Origin of the sequence: Saprospira grandis, assembly GCF_027594745.1 — a bacterium.
Classification (GTDB): Bacteria; Bacteroidota; Bacteroidia; order Chitinophagales; family Saprospiraceae; genus Saprospira; species Saprospira grandis.
The window spans coordinates 2,430,060-2,450,075 of the sequence record NZ_CP110854.1 but is presented as its reverse complement, the minus strand read 5'-3'; the positions used below and the strand labels follow the sequence as shown (position 1 = coordinate 2,450,075).

10 protein-coding genes and 1 pseudogene are annotated in these 20,016 nt (G+C 47.8%); all 11 read right to left on the bottom strand.

Annotation, left to right across the window (positions count from 1 at the left end; all coding sequences use genetic code 11):
* Nucleotides 1–45: 45 nt before the first annotated feature.
* The gene (locus OP864_RS09785; protein ID WP_270098022.1) at nt 46–660 is read right to left on the bottom strand and encodes a hypothetical protein; all 615 of its coding nucleotides are present in this window, start codon (nt 658–660) and stop codon (nt 46–48) included.
* Complete coding sequence (locus OP864_RS09780; RefSeq protein ID WP_270098021.1) at nt 660–1,403, bottom strand: redoxin; 744 nt, start codon at nt 1,401–1,403, stop codon at nt 660–662. Before OP864_RS09780 ends, OP864_RS09785 begins: the two co-directional genes overlap by 1 nt.
* 325 nt (nt 1,404–1,728) lie before the next feature.
* Nucleotides 1,729–3,741, bottom strand: coding sequence for a hypothetical protein (locus OP864_RS09775; RefSeq protein WP_270098020.1), 2,013 nt, complete (start codon nt 3,739–3,741; stop codon nt 1,729–1,731).
* Between the two features lie 196 nt (nt 3,742–3,937).
* A complete protein-coding gene (locus OP864_RS09770; protein WP_270098019.1) occupies nt 3,938–8,410 on the bottom strand; it encodes a CHAT domain-containing protein in 4,473 nt (1,490 codons plus the stop codon).
* A gap of 203 nt (nt 8,411–8,613) precedes the next feature.
* Entirely contained in the window at nt 8,614–11,481 is a 2,868-nt protein-coding gene (locus OP864_RS09765) for a TonB-dependent receptor (protein WP_270098018.1), read from the bottom strand.
* 1,036 nt (nt 11,482–12,517) lie between these two features.
* Complete coding sequence (gene hflX / locus OP864_RS09760) at nt 12,518–13,729, bottom strand: GTPase HflX (RefSeq protein WP_270098017.1); 1,212 nt, start codon at nt 13,727–13,729, stop codon at nt 12,518–12,520.
* A gap of 28 nt (nt 13,730–13,757) precedes the next feature.
* Nucleotides 13,758–14,969 (bottom strand): murein hydrolase activator EnvC family protein, encoded by a 1,212-nt coding sequence (locus OP864_RS09755; RefSeq protein ID WP_270098016.1) that lies wholly within the window; start codon nt 14,967–14,969, stop codon nt 13,758–13,760.
* The gene (gene lolB1 / locus OP864_RS09750) at nt 14,938–15,882 is read right to left on the bottom strand and encodes a lipoprotein insertase outer membrane protein LolB1 (RefSeq protein ID WP_270098015.1); all 945 of its coding nucleotides are present in this window, start codon (nt 15,880–15,882) and stop codon (nt 14,938–14,940) included. The genes OP864_RS09755 and lolB1 overlap by 32 nt, the downstream gene beginning before the upstream one ends.
* Nucleotides 15,875–17,590 (bottom strand): tetratricopeptide repeat protein, encoded by a 1,716-nt coding sequence (locus OP864_RS09745; RefSeq protein ID WP_270098014.1) that lies wholly within the window; start codon nt 17,588–17,590, stop codon nt 15,875–15,877. Before OP864_RS09745 ends, lolB1 begins: the two co-directional genes overlap by 8 nt.
* Before the next feature lie 30 nt (nt 17,591–17,620).
* Complete coding sequence (locus OP864_RS09740) at nt 17,621–18,019, bottom strand: (deoxy)nucleoside triphosphate pyrophosphohydrolase (protein ID WP_270098013.1); 399 nt, start codon at nt 18,017–18,019, stop codon at nt 17,621–17,623.
* A 10-nt stretch (nt 18,020–18,029) separates the two neighbouring features.
* A pseudogene (gene lepA, locus OP864_RS09735) lies at nt 18,030–19,825 on the bottom strand (translation elongation factor 4).
* Nucleotides 19,826–20,016 lie beyond the last annotated feature (191 nt).

Sequence of the window (20,016 nt, the reverse complement as noted above, 5' to 3'; positions counted from 1 at the left end):
CTCAACAGATAATTCCTTTATATTCGACAAAAAGGTGATTTTCTACTATTTAATTGTTTTTTTGGCCAATAATGCCAAGAGGTTGAGCATCGCTTTGGCCCATTTCAGGTCCTCTGCATCTAGCAAAATGGCAGAGGCTTCAAATCGGAGAGTATTGGCCTCCCATTCAAAATGTCCTTTCCATTGCCGCTCTAAGCGCAGGAGTTGGTGGATCAGTTCTTCATTGAGTAGCTGATGGACAAAAGCCTCATTTTCTGAGCGGAGCAAGAAGTTATCATCGAGTTTGGCCTCTCCTATTTGGATATCTATCCAGCCTAATTCTGCTTGAATTTGGCTAAGCAGAGTTTCTTGGCCCAAATAAGTTTTCGGACTATTTTTGGGGAGACTCAGCTCGGCAAAAAACTGATAGCTATCGGCTTTATTGCTGCTGCGGCTATACTGCTCCATATAGAGCGGAAAGCCGGCTAGTTCGCCTTTGGCGGCTAGGCGAAAAAAGGCCTCGTCTTCTTCTGCGCTTAAGCTTTGGAGGGCATATTCGTCGAGCAGAAACTGCCATTGTATTTGCATGGCCTTTTCTTGTCTTTTGTTCCAGTGGGCCAGCAAAAAGTAGCTCCCCAAACCAACCAAAAGCAAACTGGCTAATAAGGCAAATAACAACATTATTGATTCATTTTTTTAGCAGAGCAGGCATACTCCAGCTGATTGTAGCGAATTTTAGCTCGGCCGAGGGTATTGGCATCTCTAAGGTCTGCCGAAATATAGACCAGTTCCTTGCCCGTAAAGGCAGAAAGTCTAATTTGGTCCTTTTGGATCGTGCCTTCTAAGTGGATGGGGCTTTTGCTAATGCCTGATTTGAGCTCGGCATAGACTGTATTTTTATCTGTCCGCAACTTAAGTTGTCCAGGGATCAAGTTTTCTTCTTGGTCCAAAATATCTAAGGCCCAATTTCCATTGATATCATGTGCGGGTTCCATATGCAAATCCTTAAAGCGATGTGGGCGGCTAAACTTAGCATAGAGCTTAATGGGAAGGTCCTCGCCTTTGGCGGCGGCGCCCTTCACCATATAATTGCCTTCCATCAGGTCTACTTCTCGAATGAGGCGGAGGTAGTTTTCGGTTTCTTTGAAGTGCACAAAGAGGGTATCGCCCCAAAAACGGAGGCTATCGGCATAGACGCTATCGTCTCCATTATAGAAAAGCAGGCGGGGTTTATCGACTTCTTGGCTGCTAATGGCCTTAAAGAGGACGGGCACTCGCTCGGCATCTTCTCCTTCTCCAAACATAAAGACCGCCCGCCAGCCGCCGGGGGCAATTTTCTGAAAGCCTTGGCCATTTTCGATAGCAAAGCAGGCCGTTAATAAAAAGCTGAGCGACAGGCTCCCAAAGGCCCATATTTTAGACATATTTTTCATCGGATAGTTTATTTTTTGATTTTAACATCAAACTGCCCGCAAAGTTAAAGAACTAGCGCATAGTTTAGGGAGTTTATGCGGCTATTTTATGCCTTTTTGGTCCAGGAAGGCGGCGAAGCCGCCTGCGAGCGCAGCGAGCCATGGCCCAGCGCTGCGGAGCGGGTGGCCGAAGGCCAGACCCAGCGGGCAAAGCCCGCGCAGGGCCGAGCAGACCTGCGAGCCCCGCAGCATAGCGGCGGCCGCCCGCCCTATTTTGGGCGGCCGCGGGCCCCAAAAAAAAGAGAAGCACTTGTTGAAGCACTTCTCTTTGCGTTATCTATTGATTACAGCTTTTGCAGCATTTTTTGTAGTATTTATTAGAGCTATAAAGGCTCACAATGGGAATATCAACGGCGATGAATGCGCCCCAGCGCCAGCCGCTAGTTTTATCGATATTCAGGCTCGCATTGGTCACCTCTCTGAGGTTGGGACCCAACTGTGCGCCCACCCCAATAGAAAGTGGATATTTGGGCACCCCATAAATGAGGTAAGCGCCGGGAGCAAAGACATTTTCCATTTTTAGCTCGGGCAATTCGCTCACATTATCTTCGCCTTCGCCCTCAAAGCGGAAGGTAGTCAGGGCGCCAAGATCGATAGCCGAGGCCAAAATACTGATAGAACCTGCGCCTTTGAAGCCCCAGTTGAAGGTCACGCCAACGGGAGTGGCCAAAGAATAAAAGCTGCTCGTTCCAACACCATTTAGGTGCTCTTGGCCAGCAGAAAGGCCCACATAGGCATTGATGGCCACACTAAAGCGAGAGTATTTCTTAATGGCAGAGCCGCCAGGAGGCAAGGCAAAGGCCGAAATCGCCTGGCTCACTTCCTTAGAGGATTTGGCTTGTACCGCCGTAGCGATAAAGCTACCGTACTTCATCAAATTCTTGCGCTCACAAGCATATTCGTCTTGGGGCAAGAGCTTTTCGATAATGACCAAAGTATTGATCACTGCAGAAGTATAATGCTTCTTGCGGATATTGAGGCCCAGGGTGTTGAGGTCGCCCACAATGCCCAAATAACGGTCTACAATACTATCTTGCTCGGTCGTAGCGCCCACCAACTGCTTCTTAAAGTTATAGCCTTCGAGCAGCATGTTCGAGACTCCCTGAGTAAAATGGTAGTAGTCGTCAAACTCCAATTCCTTCTCGCTTTCGTCTAGGGTAGCACCTCCTTTGGCTCGGCGGCGGGCATTTTTTCTGGCGCGAATATCCTTGGCAATGCGTTGTACATTTTTGCCCTCATCGGCAAAGCGCTTAAGGTTATTGACCAATGAGCGCATCTTGAGGTTATCGCCACGGAGGTCCAAAAGACTTTCGCCCAAGGTTTTCTCCTCATCAATTTGATAATCTTTTCCTTTTTGGTAGAGTAGGCCAAAGAAAATATCATTAAAAGTGGTGTCGCGAACAAGGTCCACCACCTCATTGGGCGTCACCCAATAGCCAGACTGATCTTTTTGCTCCAAAGCCTTAGAGAACAAGCCCAATAGCTTGAGGTTGCGTTGCATCACGGGCACAAAAGCGGCGCTATCATCCTCGGGCGTAAGCACGTGCAAATAGGCATCTTCAGCCATATAGCTCACAATTTGAGCGGGAGGAGTTTGCTCTTGTAAGAGCTCGCCCACCTTGAAAAAGTCGCTCATCATATGGCGCTGCATGGGGCTCTTGATGCGAGAAGAATTTTGTACAAAATCATCGAGGTGGTAGCCCAAATCATTGAGGTCGGTCAAAAAGCTTTCTCTCAAAACCTCCCAAAAGGCATTAAAGCGGTAAATATCCTTATCAATTTGGAGCAAAACGGCCGAAGTGGTAGGAAAGAGATAGCGCATCTCCTCAGATTCCTCCACTTTTTTCTGAAAATCCTTAAAAAAGGCGATCGTCAATTCCTGTTTGGTCCGATTGACCAGAAAGTCGGTTAGGCCCATAATAAAGGTAGAGCCGGGCATACCCAAACCACTAGCGGCTCCGGCCAAACCACCAAGGGCCCGCTGTCCGTCACCCTCTACGCCTCGGTCTTCTTCGGCCATCACCAGAGCCAAATAGGGCGCAATAAAGGGGTTATCTTCATAGGCTTCTAGGACATCGGCCTGGCTAGCCGACTTGGCTAGGGGGCGGTCCAAGTTATAGGCCAACAACTTAATCAATTCTGATTGTGTCGATTTTGTCGTCATCAGCATCCCATCTTCATCAATCATTTCCCGAATTTTTCGGGCGTCATGAATCATCTGGGCTTCTAGGGAAGGGCTTAGGGTAAACAGCAGCAAAAGGGCTGCAAAATAATGGAGATAGGTTTTCATACAATTGCAATTAAATATGATGAATGTTTGTTTTGGATGTACTTTTGGGGCCTGCGGCCGGCTAGGCTTTGCCTAGCTCGGCCGCCGCTATGCTACGGGGCTCGCAGGTCTGCTCGGCCCTTCAGGCTTCACTTCGTTTCGCCTTTGGTCTGGCCTTCGGCCACCCGCTCCGCAGCGCTAGGCCAGGCGGGGCCGCTTACTCGAGCAGAATAAAGGCCGCCCAATAATAGGGGTTGCGATACTGCGCCCGCATTTCGTCTTGGGCCAAGCGGAAAGCCTTATGATAATTGCCCAAAGATAAGTAGTGGCGATAAAAACGCTGCATCAGCTCAGAGGTCTGGGCATCGGGCACCTTCCAAAGACTAATGATCAGGCGTTGGGCACCGGCCATCTTAAATGCCCTTTGCAAGCCCATAATTCCTTCATTATTATCAATATCGCCTCGGCCTGTTTCACAGGCCGAAAGGACCACCAATTCCGTTTGGAAAAGATTGAGGTTAGACACCTCATAGGCACTAAAGATCCCATCGGCTAGGCCCTCGATGGGGGCTCGGCCTTTCCAGACATAGTTAATATTGGTCAGGGCCAAGCCCGAGCGGAAGAGCGGATTTTCGATTTCGGCCAAGCGCTCTTCAAAGGTTTTTTCTTGCTCCTTTTGGGCCAGGGCCTTGCGCAGGTCCGTTTCTACTTTTGGCGCAGGGAAAAAATAGCCATGTGTGGCTACATGCAAAATATTGGGCTCCTCTCGGTTGATATGCTCTACTACGGTTTCTTCTAGCGCATTGAGGCCCATAATTTTATTTACGCCCCAGCTTTCGGCCTGAAACTGCTGGGCAATTTGGTTGACCTCTTTTTCTGTTCCTTGCAAATAAAGGAAGTCTTCGCCACGGCTAGCGCCAGCTTTGGGGCTGGGTAAATTGGCGGCTAGGGCCTCCTCATTAAAGGTTCCAAAATCAGGAATACCCAGTTCGCCCTCTTTGATTTTCTCAAAGGGGAGTTCTACATTTTGTGCTTGGGCCACAAGTTCTAGTTCTGTTTGGCTAAGGTCAAATTTTACCCCACCAATCAAAGAGATTTTGGCCTTTTGGCTAGCGGTCTGCTCTCGGAGGAGGTCTCGCATGGCGCTATGATAAATAATATCGTGGCGGTCCATCAGACGAAGGCGAGAAAAATCATCTACTCGCAGGGTGGCAAAGGCAATTTTGGCCAATAATCCGGTGGGACAGAGATGGATAGTTTTGGCGCCTTCCAGCTCTTTTTCCATGGGTTCCCAAAGCATAAAATAGAGATTATTGCTCTCTAGGTCATCTGTAATATAGTTGAGTCCAGCAGGAGAAACCTCATTTTGCAGGCTCATCGCCAATTCGCTTTCCAGGCAAAGGGGGATCATTTTGGGTCCTTCCCATTCGGGGCGCATGAGCATTCCATAATACTGGGCGCTAATATTTCCGTAATCATCGCTTCGCTCTAGGCGCAAGAAATCGACAGCGGCCTCATTTTCGCCTAACTTTTCTTTGAGTTGGGCCAAATTGAGCTGTTGATTTTCTTGTTCAAAGACCTCTCTTAGGGGTTTAGAGTCTCGGCTAATTCGTTCTTCTAGGTCCTTAATTTCTTTTTCTAGGACCGTCAGTTGTACGCCTTCGGCCTTTCGTTCTTTGGGGCTAAGGCTAAGCAGGCGGGCCACCTCCTTTTTGAGATTTTGCATTTTCTCAAAGTTATTTTGCAGCACCACATTATCGGAGGCATAAATAACTTGGCGGATATTGCTACTAGTTTCTAGGGCTAGGCCCTTTACTCTAAAGTGAGCGTTTAGGGCTGTTTGGACCAAATTGGGCTGAGGGTTTTGGGCCACAAACAAGAAAAAGGCATTGAGTCGTTTGGCTAAGGGGCGCAAAAACTCTAGGCGTTCCTCTTCGGGCAAATCATTATAGCTATCCTCTAGGCGTTTTAGGTCAATATCCAAAGCCTTTAGATAGTGGACCTCTGCTTTTTCTAGCTGTTCTCTTTTTTGGTAAAAGCTAGCTATTTGCAGCTGAAGGTCGGCCAATTCGGTGGGGTCTTTTAAGCCCTTTAGGGCCATTTCCTGATATTTTTTGGCTTTTTCATCCTCATACATGAGGTCATAGTAAAGGGCCAACAATTGTTGTAGAGAGGCATCATATTTAAAGTCGAGCAAGCTAGACTGCTCCTCATAGGCCATAATTCGCTTAAAGATATCGTAGGCCTGTTCGTACTCTCCTTCTTCGAGCATGGCGCCCCCTTGGTGGCGAAGGATTTTGATATAATTCAGGGCATCCTTAAACTTTGTACTGCGGTTAACCTGGCCTTGGCTTTCGAGTTCTAGGAGCAGGACAAGAGCTTGGTCAAAGTAATCTTTAGCCTCTTGGTATTCGCCTAGGGCTTGTAGTGTTTGGCCAAAATCATCTAGAATTTGGACCAAAAGGCCGCTGGGCTCGGCCACCTTTTGTTGGGCTGTTTGTAGGGCTTCATAGGCGGCAACATAGCGGCCTGTTTTGCGATAAATACGGCCTAGGCGGTAGTAGACTTCCGCCTCATCCACCACTTCACGGTCAAATTCATCGGCATCGGGCAGGCGGAGCAGCATTTTTTTATAGAGTCCCTCGGCCTTTACATAGCGATCGTTCTCATAATGCCAATTGGCAAAATCCTGATAGGCTCGTAAATAGCGGCCCATATAAACCTCTATATCTTGCAGCTCAAACCCCTTGAGGCGGCGCTCAAAAAGTTGTTGGCTACTAGCGGTCTCCCAGCGATCATCCTTAAGGAGCTTAGCGGTAATTTTTTCTAGTAGTTCTACATAAAAGATAGAGATCCCCTCTGTTTTCTCATAAATCATGAGGGCTTGTTCGTAGGTGGCCAGGGCTTCTTGGGCCAGACCATTCTTTTCGCTATCCTCCTGATCATAAAGGTAGCGGGCCTTCATGGCCAAAACATCGGCATACTCATCATTGTAGATGCTGCCCTCTGCTTTGCGGATAAACTCTAGGGTGGCGGCAGTTAATGCTCTATTGCTGGCCAAAGATAAATGGGCCACAGCAGCCTTATAAATATCGTCATAGAACATTAGTGGGCGTTCTTTTAGAATAGGAATAATGGCCTGAACCAGCGCCTCTTCATCCTGGGGGGTTACCTCTCGGATGGCCTCCTTTATATACTTAAAGCCCTTATCATAGACCAGAATCCCGGCTTTAACCAATTGGGCTCCTGCGGCTACCTTATAAAAGGGAAGTTTTTGATCTTCATTATAGTCAGCAATGAGAATTTTGGTCTCTTCTTCCATAATATCCCGCCAAGGTTGTGGAATTTTGGCCAAGTAAATCTCTTCCGTATCGGGGCTATCATCTGGAACATAATCATCGGCCATTATGGCATCAAGGTCGAGGTCGTCTAGATCTTTACTTAGTGCGGCAGATAATAGGTCTTGAAAAGACTGAAAAGCCAGTTCATCATCTAGGTCCTTAACTGCTAGCAGGGCCATTTTGAGGCGGACATCTAGTTCCTCCTCACTAATATCTCCACCATTTTCTTTCTGAATAGCTTCTAGCTCCTCGGCTAGGCTACGGCGTTCTATTTCCTCATCGCTATAGCGCTGGCTATCTTTGATATACTTAAACTGATAATAGAAAGTAGCTTTGCGGCCGCCATGATATTTTTTCAGATCTGCTAATACGGCATTTACTTCCTCTGTAATATTTACATCGGTAAACTCATAGGCATAGCCTTGATCACTATCATCAATAAAGGCCTTAAACTTTTTATAGAAGGTTTCGCTATTGGTTTCATGCTTAGCGAGCAGAGCACGGACCTCCATTTCTTGGGCAAAAAAGCGTTGCATTTCGGCGGGCATTTTTTGCTTAATGCGTCTAGCTTCGGCCTCTAGTCCTTCTGCTTGCAGGCTAAGTATTTGTTCCCTTAGCTGCATATAAGACTGAAACTTACTTCCGTAATAGAGAGAAGACTCACTTTCGACCAAAAGGGCCTTATACAGCAAGAGGCTAATATCTTGTAGGATAAGTCGTTCGGTTTTATTTTGAGCTTCTGTTTCAATCAGGTCTGATAAATCCTGAAAGTTTTCGCCTCTTTGGCGTTCAAAGGAGCGTTGAAGCAGGACCAGCTGATTTAAGTTTTTGGGCAGAAAGGCCATAAAGTCGGCGAGATCCTCTTCGGGATGATTTTCTTCTAATTTTTGGGCGATTAAGACGGCTAGATCATGGCCGGCATAATCTACGGTAATGAGGTAACATTTTACCAGTTCTCGTAGTGCTTTGAGGTGGGCCAGACTATTTTCGCCATCGGCATATTTGGCCTTTTCGATTTGGTAGTTGCTATAGAGGAAGCAAGCTTTTTCATCGTCTAATTTGGCCAATTGGCTTTGAAACTTGTCGGAGGCTTCGCCATATTCTCGGCCCAAGACTCTTAGGGCTTGGGCGACCAAGCTATCGGGTTCCTCGCTTAGCTCTTGGCGATAATAGAGCATGGCCAGATCCATGGCCTTTTCGGCATAATTGGGATGTTCTTTAGAATTGAGCAATTCGACTTCGGCCAGGGCTTTTCTGGCTTGCAGCACAGAGTCGCCCAAATTCTTTTGGCCCAAGAGGCTCAGGCTGAAGAGCAAAAAGGAAGAAAAGAGGAGTATCCGATAAATCATAAGGGGGAAGTTTTATTTAGGGAGATAAATTTGTTGGGGGGCCGAAGAGGGGGGCCCTGAGCTAGGCCGACTGTTGAGCGGCCTAGGGATGGGCAGCAGGGCCGCCGCAGGCGGCAGACCAAAGCGGCGGAGCCGCTGCAGGGCCGAGCGAACAGCGAGCTGCGAGACAGCCCGCAGCAGCTTGCTGCTGAGGCCCCAAAAAATTACATATTATAATAGAAGCCCAAATTGAAGCTACGGCCCCAATTGAACTGCCGATAAGCGTACTCCCTCGCCTTGAAGGTTTGGGTTTGCAAAAATGGGCTATCTAAGAGGTTTTGGACCGAAAAGCGGAGCTCAAAATGTCGGCCTAGAGGTTTATTCAGATGAAAATCTAGGTTGGGGCGAGGCTGCTCTATTATATCGGGGGTATTGCCATAAATGACATAAGCTAGGCGTTCGCCTTGGACCTGAAGGCCCAAGTTAGCCTCAAAATTTAACTTTTTATTTTGATATTGCAAGAGAATGCTCAAATTATAGGGAGATTGGCCAAAAAGCGGGCGAAAACTAGGGGCATCGGCTCGTTCTAGGCGCATAAAATCTAGTTCTTCCTCGGCAATTTTGGCTCGGGCATAGATATAGCTAAAATTGAACTGCATCCACCAAGCATCGCCCCATTCGCCCAGCATGCCTAGCTCTTGCCGCAGCTCGATTTCCATGCCCAGCAGATAGCCCCAAGGAGCGGCTCGAAACTGCATTTGGTCGCTAAAGCCAGGTTCTAGGGTAGCCAGCTCGATAGGGTTTCGGAGGTATTTGGCAAAAAAGCCCCCAGCTAGAAGGCTGCGTTGGCCCTCATAATTCTCCCAGCGAATATCGAGATGCTGTAAATGTGTAGGCTGTTTGGCCAGCTCCAAATTGCCCGTAATTTGGTAGTCGCCCATATAATCAAAAGAGGTAAAGGCCGAAAGTTCTCGCAAAGAAGGGCGGGCAATTGTGGCCGAATAGGCCAGGCGGAAAAGCATATCTTTATCCAGTTCATGCCGAAGCGAAAAGGCGGGTAAAAGGACGGGATACATATTGACCCCATCTACCGAAATGCTATCTTGATCGAAGCCCGTATAGGCATTGATGACGCCTTCTAGGCGGAAGCCTGCCTCTAGCTGCGTTTTTGGCCCGAGGGTCCAGAGACTAGAAGTATAGCCGCCCAAAAGGAGCTCTAGGGCCACATAATTATTGGTAGAATCATAGGCATTTTCGATGAAGATGCCTGGGACAAGGCTGTTTGTACTATCGGACCAATTGATGTAGTTGCTGCTTTGAATATAATTGGCTGCGCCCCCGCCCGTATAGGGCAAATAGCTCGTAGAATAGCGCAATTGGCGTTCATCAAAGTATTGATATTTGGCGGTGCCTCTAAAGCCCCAGCTCAGGCTTTTGAGTCGTTTTTGCTTATACTTTCGCTTAAAATTGAGTTGTCCTTCTCCGCTAAAGGCCTGAATTTGTCGGTAAAAACGGCGAGGTTCTCCTCCTGCCCCCTCAATAATGCGGTGGCTTTGTTCTTCGCCGCTAAAGGTATTCACGCTATAGACCTCATTAAAATAGCGGAGGTCGGGTTGGTTATTATTAGAGAGGCTAGCCGAGAGGGTCCAATCAATTTCTAGGGCTTCATTTTGGCGGAGGTGCCGGCCCAAAAGCTGCAAGGCGGCAATATTCTTCTGCTCAAAATCCCAACTCTTTGTGCGGTAGCGAGTATCTGGCCCTAGGCCCGATACAAACTGATATCTGCCGCCTAGGCCTTCTAGCTCTCGATAGCTTTTTTCGGTCCCTAGATTATCCATAATGACCAAAGAGATGCGGTTGCGACGGCTCTTATAGGATAGGGTAAAAAAGAGATTGACTCGGGTTTGTTCCTGATAAAATTGGTCGCTAAGCTCCAACTGATTTTCAAGCTCATAATTGGCTTCATAGTCGCCAATGAGATGGTGCATAGCCGCATAACCGCCCTCATACATCATAGAAAATCGCTTAAAGAGGGCCACAAAAGCGTAGCTAATCGAGCGGCCTTTTTTAAGGTCTTTTCGGCGGCTGATGGAGAAATTGAGGCCCAGATTGGGGCCAGGCATATTCATTTGCGTGCTAAAGTTGGCTGGAAAAGCCAGACTTCTATTGCGCAAGGCTAGGGTCAGGTCTCTAGAAGAGGGATTATCGGGTAGGTTCAGGGCATCGGAGGGTAGGCTTCGGCTGCCATCATCTAGGCCGATAAGGTCCAGACTCCCCCCCTCATAGCTCATAAAGTTGGGGTTGAAGCTAGCACTTTGGTGCATCCCAATATGCAATTGATGCTGCAACTGCTGTTTTTCTGGAAAGCGGCGGGTTTCTATATTGATAATGCCCGTGCCCGAGCTCGCCAACTGCTCTGCCGAATAGCCTTTTTCCAAAATGATATGGTCGATGATTGTGCTGGGAAAAAGGTCAAGTTGAATCAGGCTATTGTTGAGATCCAAGCTGGGCAGTTCGGCCCCATTGAGCAGGGTTTTTAGATAGCGCCCGCCTAGTCCTCGGATAAATAGTTGGTTGTTGTTTTCTACATTAACTTGGGGCAATTGACGCAAGGCCTTACTCAGGTCCTCATCGCCAGAGTGGAAAACAGATTCGGCAGCTAGGGTTTCTATAATTTGCTGGCTACTTTTTCTGCGCAAGAGCATACTTTGGGCCGAATAGCGGTTGAGGTTTTGGCTCTGGTGATTTTCTTCGGCCTTACCGCCCAAATCTATATCGGGGTTCCCCAAGCGGAAATAGGCCAAGCGAATGCCGCCCTCCCGAATTGTCATGCCCTTTATTTCTTGTTTGGGCGCCTCTGGATGCGTACAAATTAAACTATATACGCCCGCAGCTACCGACAAAATGACAAAGTTGCCATCTAAATCAGTTTGTACTTCTTTGAGTTGTTGCCCATTTTGCTCCAAAAGCAGTAAAGCCCCAACCAAAGGCTTGCCCGCCTCGGCATCACTGACCTTACCCCGAATAGAGCCCGTTTGGGCCAATAAACAAAAACTCAAAAACTGAAAAAGAAAGAGGAGAGGGTATTTCATCGCAGTTGTAGTTTCCACAAAGGTACATAAGCAATTATAGAGTATCCTATTCTAGTTCTATTTTTTTGGGGCCTCCGCTGCGGCTTCGCCTTGCGGCGCTACGTTTCGCAGCTCGCAGGTCTGCTCGGCCCTGCGGCCTGACGGCCTGGGTCTGCGGCTGCGCCGCACTGCTGCACATCGCTAGGCCGTTTGGCCTTTGGCCATAGCTGCAGGTTGAAACCCGCAGCCAATTTCGGAACCACTAAGCTAGATTTTGGCCACCCCTTGGCCTGCAGCTTAAAAGCCGCAGGTCCTGAAAATCGAATACCTTCGCCTTTCTTCAATGAAGCAGGGACTTTTAAGCCGCCATGACTAAAGGCAAAACAGCCCATAAAAACCTTTTTGCCCTATTTGACAGAGATCAAACACCCCATCAAAACCTTTTTGCCCTATTTGACAGAGATCAAACACCTCATCAAAACCTTTACGCCCTATTCGCAATTTGTGAAACGGCATTTGTAAACTGCGCTAAGGGACTGTTCAGGATTTTGTGTGTATTAGAATAAAATTTTGGCCTTTAGCTTAGTGCTCAAAAGCAGGATTCAGCCATTCATCGCCTAGGGACAAGCCCCTAGGCTAATCCAATGAAGTCAGCCCTCTGCGAGGGCCTCAACTGCTGATATATAAGGCCTTGCTAAGTAGTTATTTCAAAGAAGGACCTCATCCAAAGGCCCTCTTTAGAGGGCTCTCAAAAGCTAGCCTAGGGGCTTGTCCCTAGGCAGCAAAAAGGAGAAACACAAAATTTTAAACAGTCTCCCCAAAACGGCCAAGCCGCCGAAGAAGACCGCCAAAAGAAGAAAGACCGATGAGCGGCCCAGCGCTGCGCAGCCGTGGCCCGCAGGGCCAGACCCAAGCCGCCGAAGGCGGCTGCAGGGCCGAGCAGACCTGCGAGCGGCGAAGCATAGCGGCGGCCGAGCTTGCCGGCCGCGGGCCCCAAAAAAATAGCAAGCAGAACTAACATCCACTTGCTATTTATATGATCCCTTAAAAAAGGCGGTTAATACCAAAAGTTCTTTTTGTGCGGGTAGCGCTCTATATAGAGCTCGCCGATATGTTGGGCCAGGCTTTCTCTAAACTCCTCGATGCCCTCCTCTTCGGTAACGGCCATAAAGGTCGCCTTATTTTGGGTTTTCTCCTGCCATTGTTTTCTGAGTTCGCTTTCTAGCTGCTCTCTTTCTTCAGCGGTCAAGAAATCGTCAAAAACCTCCGAGCGGTAGCGGTCCATTTTATTGAAGACATAGAGGCAGGGAATGCTGCCCGCGCCCAGCTCCTTGAGGGTTTGCTCCACCACCTGAATATGGTCGCGATATTGGGGGTGTGAGATATCGACCACATGGATGAGCAGGTCACTTTCTCGGACCTCATCGAGGGTAGACTTAAAGCTTTCGACCAAATGGTGGGGCAGTTTTCGGATAAAGCCGACCGTATCGGAGAGCAAGAAAGGCATATTGCCCACCACCACCTTTCGGACCGTAGTATCGAGGGTGGCAAAGAGTTTATTTTCGACCAAAACCTCTGATTTGCCGAGGCGATTCATCAGGGTAGATTTTCCAACATTGGTGTAGCCCACCAAAGCGGCCCGGATCATGCCCTGACGGCTTTTTCTTTGGGTGCTGGCTTGCAGGTCGATTTTTTCTAGCTTCTTTTTGAGCAAAGAAATGCGGTCGCGGACAATCCGTCTATCCGTTTCAATTTCCTTTTCCCCAGGTCCACGCATACCGATACCCCCTCTTTGGCGTTCGAGGTGGGTCCAGAGCCCTCGCAAACAGGGCAAAAGGTATTGCATTTGGGCCAATTCTACCTGTGCTTTGGCTTGGGCGGTTTGGGCATTAGAGGCAAAAATATCGAGGATCAGGCTAGAGCGATCGACAATTTTGCACTTAATTTCCTCTTCCAGAAAGCTAGTTTGCTTACCCGTCAAATCGTCATCAAAGATGACCAGATTGATCTCTTTATCTTCTACATAATCTCGGATCTCCTCCATTTTCCCTTTGCGCACAAAGGTTCTGCGATCGGGATGATCTAGGCGTTGAGTAAATCGTTTGACCGTTTTTGCCCCGGCGGTTTCGGCCAAAAACTCTAGTTCATCCAAATGCTCATGCACCAATTCTTCGGGCTGATCGGGTAAAATAACGGCCACCAAAACGGCCTTTTCGATGCCCAATTTGGGCTGAAAATTCTTTTCTCCTAAGTTCCACTTCTCTGACATACTATATAACTTCGAGTTCGTTCAAAATCTAAGGGCGCAACCACTGTTGTGGGTTCAGTTTTTTCTTGCCCTCCCATAATTCAAAATGCAGGATATAGGTTCCTGATTGCGGGTCTTTGCTCACTTCGGCCAATTGCTGGCCCGCACTTACTTTTTGTCCAGCTTTTACTTTGGCGTTTTGGATATGGGCGTAAGAGCTATAATAATTGGCATGTTGGACCAATATTGCTTTTCCGCTGCCAGGTATCTCAAAAAGGCTGACCACTCGTCCGTCGGCAATGCTTCGGACGCTGGCCTTGGCCGCTGTTCGATAATCTACTCCATTGTTTTCTAAATATACTTCTTCAAAAAGAGGGTGTCTTCTTCGGCCAAAGGCGGCAATGATGCTACCGCTCACGGGGGCGGGAAGTTTCCCTTTTTTAGATTTAAATTGTTGATTACTACTTGTTTTGTAGCTATTGCTACTACCTCCGTCTTCATAGACTCGGGCTTTCTTTTTTGCGGCGAGCATTTGGGCCTGAATAGCGGCTTCAATGTTTCGGTTGAGCTGCTTTTTCTGCCGTTCTTTGGCTTTTAGGGCCTGCCGCAGGCTGCCTTCTTTGCGCTTAAGCGATTTGAGTAATTGGTCCTTATCGCTCAGTTCTTCTTCTAGTTGTAGCTGCTGTTCTTTGGTGGCTATTAGTAATTGTTCTTGCTCGATGCGCTTTTTTTCTAGTTGGGCCAATTCCTCGGCTTCTTTATCGGCTGTTTTTTGCAAGAGCAGGGCTTGTCGCCGCCGTTTTTCCTCTAGTTCTTTGAGGTAAATGCTTTGGCGGTAAGAGCGGCTCCAGCCACTAAAGCTCAACCAATTGCCCCAATAGGAGCTAGTCTTTTTGGTTTTGTAAAGCTCCACCAACACCTTTTTATAACTGGCCTTAAAAGCGGATAATTGGCCTTGTAGTTCGGCCAGTTTAAGCTCTCTTTCCTTGGTTTCGGCGGCCAATTGGGCCTGTTCTTTTTCCAAAACCTCCAAAAGCTCTTGTCGTTGCTCCAATTGCTTTTGCAAAGAAGCCAATTCCTCTACGGTTTGGCTTTTATTGCTGGCGGTTTGGTCCAGTAAAGAGGCCGTTTGCGCAATTTGCTGGCTCAGGCGCTTGCGTTTGGCCAATAGCTCGGCCCGACTCTGCCCGAGCAAGGGCAGGGTCCACAAACATATCAATAAACAAATGCTACTGCTTATAGCCGTTAATCCATTGCTCATAATGATCGGGCACCTTAAAACGCATGCGCTGCGGCTCGTTTAATTCTATTTTCTTCAAATCAATCTTCAAATATACGGATTTTCCCGCTGCATTTTGGGCCTCCAAGATCTTTGTAAAAGCCAAATATTTCCCATTTACCTCCTGATAATCCTCAAAAGTAACGGTCATATATTCCGCTTCCGTCCGCTGAATACGGCTTTTCCGAATCCGATAATCGGCATCCAACCAAAGCTGCAGTTGCCCCTCCTTTGGCAGGGGGCTCGTCAAATGATAATACTGACTATCCTGCTTTAATTTGAAATCTAAACGCTCCAATAAAATCGGATTCCCCAAGAGCAAATCTTGCAGTTCTCGCAGGCTCAAATTTACGCCCAATTGCTCTTCCAATTTGCCATAAGGCTCTGCCCGATATTCATTGGCCTGCCGATTTAAGGTCTCCAAACGGTCTTTAGAAATCTGCAAGCGCAGGCCCTCCACACTCACTTTTTTAAAGGTCATCCAAATCAGGCTATCTCGCCGCATCCTCATTTTCAGACTAAAAGAAAGGTTTTCTTCTTCGGTTTTCAGTTTACCCTTGCCCTTGGCCTCCAACCACTCAAAGTCCAGATATTGGGCTTTTAAGCGATTGAGCAGCTCTTTTTTCGTCCGCTCTTCGGTCTTTTTGGCCAAGCGCTCGCCAGATTTACAAGCGCCCAAGCTGAACACTAAAAAGAGGAGGATTAGGAATTCTAAGTACTTTTTTTGGGGGCCTCCGCAGCAAGCTGCGGCGCTACGCTGCGGGGCTCGCTGCTCGCTCGGCCCTTCGGCGGCTTGGCCGCCTCGGTCTGCCCCTGCGGGGCACCCGCTCCGCATCGCTAGGCCGCTGCCGCCTAGGGCGGCTAGGGCCGTTTTTCTTCGCACAGATTTACTCATATAAGCTCTTGCTTTCAATTTTCCGCTCTAATATAGTCGAAACGCTCCCCAGTTCTTTGGCTTTTTTCCAAGCCGTAAGGGCGCCTTCCAAATCTCCCATTTTAAACAACAGATCGCCATATTGTTCTTGCAAAAGCGGATTTCGTTCACCCCCATTGTCAAAGGCTTTTCCAAACTCTTTTTTGGCCCCTCTAAAGTCGTTTTTCAAATAGGCCAAACGGGCGGCAATTCCCAAATAAAGGGGATTGTAAGCATCTTCTTTTAGTAGGGTTTTGCTCATTTTTTCTACCTCATCCAAGGACTTATTTTGGGCCAATAAGCTTTGGCAATAGCTGGCCATAGGCGCAGGCGCCTTGGGTAAAATAGCCCGAGCTTGCTCAAATTGCTTTTCGGCTTCTGTATATTTTTTTTGCCCAGCCAAGGCCTGCCCCAAGGCCGCCTGCGCATGCGCCTTGAGCTGCTGCTGGTCAAAGGCCCGCTCAATGGCTCTTTTTAGGCTTTTGCCTGCTGCGGTATAATCTTCTAGCTGGTTTTGGGCCAATCCCTGATAGTAATAGCCTAGGGCTTGGGCAGGAAACAAACTCACACATTCCTGGGCCGTTTTCAGTAAAGCTTGGCTATTCTGTAGGCGGTTGTAGCTCGCCATCAATTGCCCCCAAATGGGCAGTTGGTTTTTGTTTTGGGCCAGGGCTTCCTCATAAGCTTGGGCGGCTAGGCCATATTTTCTATCCTGGCTGAGCAAATCGCCATAGAGCAGGCTCGCCTGCGCATAGCCCGGATGCTGCTGAAGAATATTTTTGGCCAAACGCTGCAAACTTGCTCCATCAATTTGGCTATTGCCCGATAAGTAGGCATTGACCAAGGGTTCTAAGACTTTTATCTTGGCCAAAGGCGGTTGTCCCCCATCGGCAAAGACCTGTTCTAGGGCCTTTAAGTAGCGGGGATAATCCCCTTCGGCCCGAAAAACCTCGGCCATGGCAATGTTCGCATCGGCTTGTTTGGGATCTAGGGCCAATACTTCTTTATAGCTGGCTCTGGCTTCTTTTTCTAAACCCAAGCGTTCTTGGTATTGGGCCAAAAGCAAATAATGCTCTGCAGAGGGGGGCAGCTGCTCTTGTAGCTCTTCCAACTCTTTGAGCGCCTTTTTGTCCTTCCCCATTTGAGCATAAATCTTATGCCGCTTGAGGTAGTAATCTGCTTTAGGGCCCTTCTCTTTTTCTAGGCGGTCATAGACCTTAATGGCCATTTTTTGGTCCTTATCTCGGAGCAAATAGAAAATCCAATCATGAAAGTAGCGTTCTTCTTTATTCTCTTTGACCAGATCCTCATAAAGTTTGGCTGCCTCCTTATGTTTGCCCTGTTTACTTAGCGCTTTGGCATAGGCCGTCAAATAAATGGGTTCTTTTGGGGCAAGCTCATGGCAACGGGCCAAGGCCTTCAGCGCTTCTTCGGGCTGCTTAAGCTCCTCATAGATTTCGGCCATTTGGTAGTAGGACGCAGTCAATTTGGGCGCCTTTTCTACAATTTCCTTATAGCGGGCTAATGCCTCGCTGCTATTGCCCAAAATCTTTTCTCTAGACGCCTCAATAAATTGTTTTTGCAAGAGTATTTCGGCTTCTTCGGGCCGCTGCTCCTCTGCCTTTTGTGCTTGGCCCAATTGGCTAGCCAAAAGTGCAGAAGACAACAACATGTATTTGAGTATAGACATAAGTATAAAGATTTTTAAAGGGAGGACTCCTTAATCCAACTGCTTCAACAAGGCCTTGGCAATGGGAATATCGGCCTGAGAAAGTGCGTAATTTAATAGCTCTTGGGGCAAAACCCAAGCCAGTTGAGCATGCTCCAAAGCCTGGGGTTCGCCCTGAACCGAAGCGAGCCAATAGGCCCGCAAACGAATTATTTTTTGGGGCTTATAGGGGTGTAGACTTTCCATAAAGAAGGGACCAATTTTGGCCCGAACGCCAAACTCCTCCTCCATTTCTCGGGCCAAAGCCTGGGGCTCTGTTTCTTGGGCCTCTAGCTTTCCGCCTGGAAACTCCCATTGGCCAGCAAATGATTGGCCCGCAGCTCGTTGGGCTAAAAAAAAGCGGCCATCTGCTCTTTGCCAGATGGCCGCCACAACTGTGATGATTTTCATAAACTTAGGCTTAATCTCCTAATTTGAGGACGTCGAGGAAGGCCTTTTGTGGAACCTGAACATTCCCCACCTCTCTCATGCGCTTTTTACCCGCCTTCTGCTTTTCGAGGAGTTTACGCTTACGGCTAATATCTCCACCATAACATTTTGCGGTTACATCCTTACGGAGGGCCGAAATAGTTTCTCGAGCGACAATTTTGGCCCCAATAGCTGCCTGAATGGCAATCTGGAACTGCTGTCTGGGCAAAATCTCTTTGAGGCGCTTACAAAGGCGGCGACCAAAAGCAGCAGCCTTATCTCGGTGAATTAAGCTAGAGAAGGCATCTACGGCCTCGCTGTTGAGTTCGATATCGAGTTTGACCAAATCAGAAGCTCGATAATCAATGGGCGTATAATCAAAAGAGGCATATCCTCTAGAAATTGTTTTTAGCTTATCGTAGAAATCAAAAACGATTTCTGCCAAGGGCAATTCAAAGGTGAGTTCTACGCGGTTGGTGGTAAGATAGACCTGATTTTTAACCATACCTCGCTTCTCCATACAAAGGCCCATGATTGGTCCAATATAATCTGGAGAAGTAATAATTTGAGCTTGGATATAAGGCTCTTCTACTCGGTCCAAAATTGTGGGATCAGGTAATTCGGAAGGGTTATTCACGATAATCTCCTCCCCTTTTTTGTTGTAGGCAAAATAACCTACGTTGGGTACGGTGGTAATAACGTTTTGGTCAAACTCTCGCTCCAAGCGCTCTTGGATAATCTCCAAATGCAGCATACCTAAGAAACCACAGCGGAAACCAAAGCCCAATGCGGCTGAAGTTTCGGGAGCAAAGATGAGAGAAGCATCATTGAGCTGTAGTTTTTCGAGGGCATCGCGGAGGTCCTCAAAATCGTCATTATCAATAGGGAAAATACCCGCAAAAACCATAGGTTTTACTTCCTCAAACCCCTTTACAGGAGTGGGGGTGGGATTTTCTCGCAAAGTGAGCGTATCCCCCACTTTGATATCACTAGAATCTTTAGTTCCTGTAATTACATAGCCTACCGCCCCTGCAGATAGCTCTTTTTCGGGCTGTTGGATCATTTTGAGTACGCCGATTTCATTGGCTTGCAAGTTCTTTTTATTGCTAAAGAACTGCACCATATCATTTTTGCGAATCTTGCCATTGAAAATGCGGAAATACGCAATAACGCCTCGGTACTTATCAAAGACAGAATCGAAAATCATGGCTTGTAGTGGAGCTTCGGTATCGCCTTCGGGGGCGGGAATCCGATTGATAATTGCCTCGAAGATTTTGTCTACGCCTTCTCCAGTTTTACCACTGGCGGTCAAAATATCATCGGGATCGCAGCCAAGCAAATCAATGACCTCTTCTGATACTTCTTCGACCATAGCCGAGGGCATATCAATTTTGTTGAGGACCGGAATAATTTCTAGGTCGTGCTCAATGGCCAAATAGAGGTTAGAAATAGTTTGGGCCTGTACGCCCTGGGTAGCATCGACCAAAAGGAGAGCTCCTTCACAGGCGGCAATAGAGCGAGAAACCTCATAAGAGAAATCTACGTGGCCGGGGGTATCGATGAGGTTGAAGATATAGGTTTCTCCCTCATGTTCATGTTGAATTTGGATAGCGTGCGCCTTAATGGTAATCCCTCTTTCTCTTTCGAGGTCCATATCATCTAGGGCTTGGCTTGGCTTTGCATTTCACGTTCAGAGATGGCGTTGGTCATCTCGAGCATACGGTCGGCCAAGGTACTTTTTCCGTGGTCGATATGGGCAATAATGCAGAAATTGCGAATATTTTTCATGTAATCTACTTAGTCTCAAAATGGAAAAAACGGGCAAATAGGGCCGTTTTTTTAATGAAAATCATCAAAAGGTGTTGGTCTACAAAAATAGGGGAAAACTATGGCATTGAAGAATTTTAGTCTTGAAATTGCTAGAATTCGGCTATTCTGGCCCTTCTGCGCTTTGCAGGCCCGAAGGGCCGCAGGCCTAG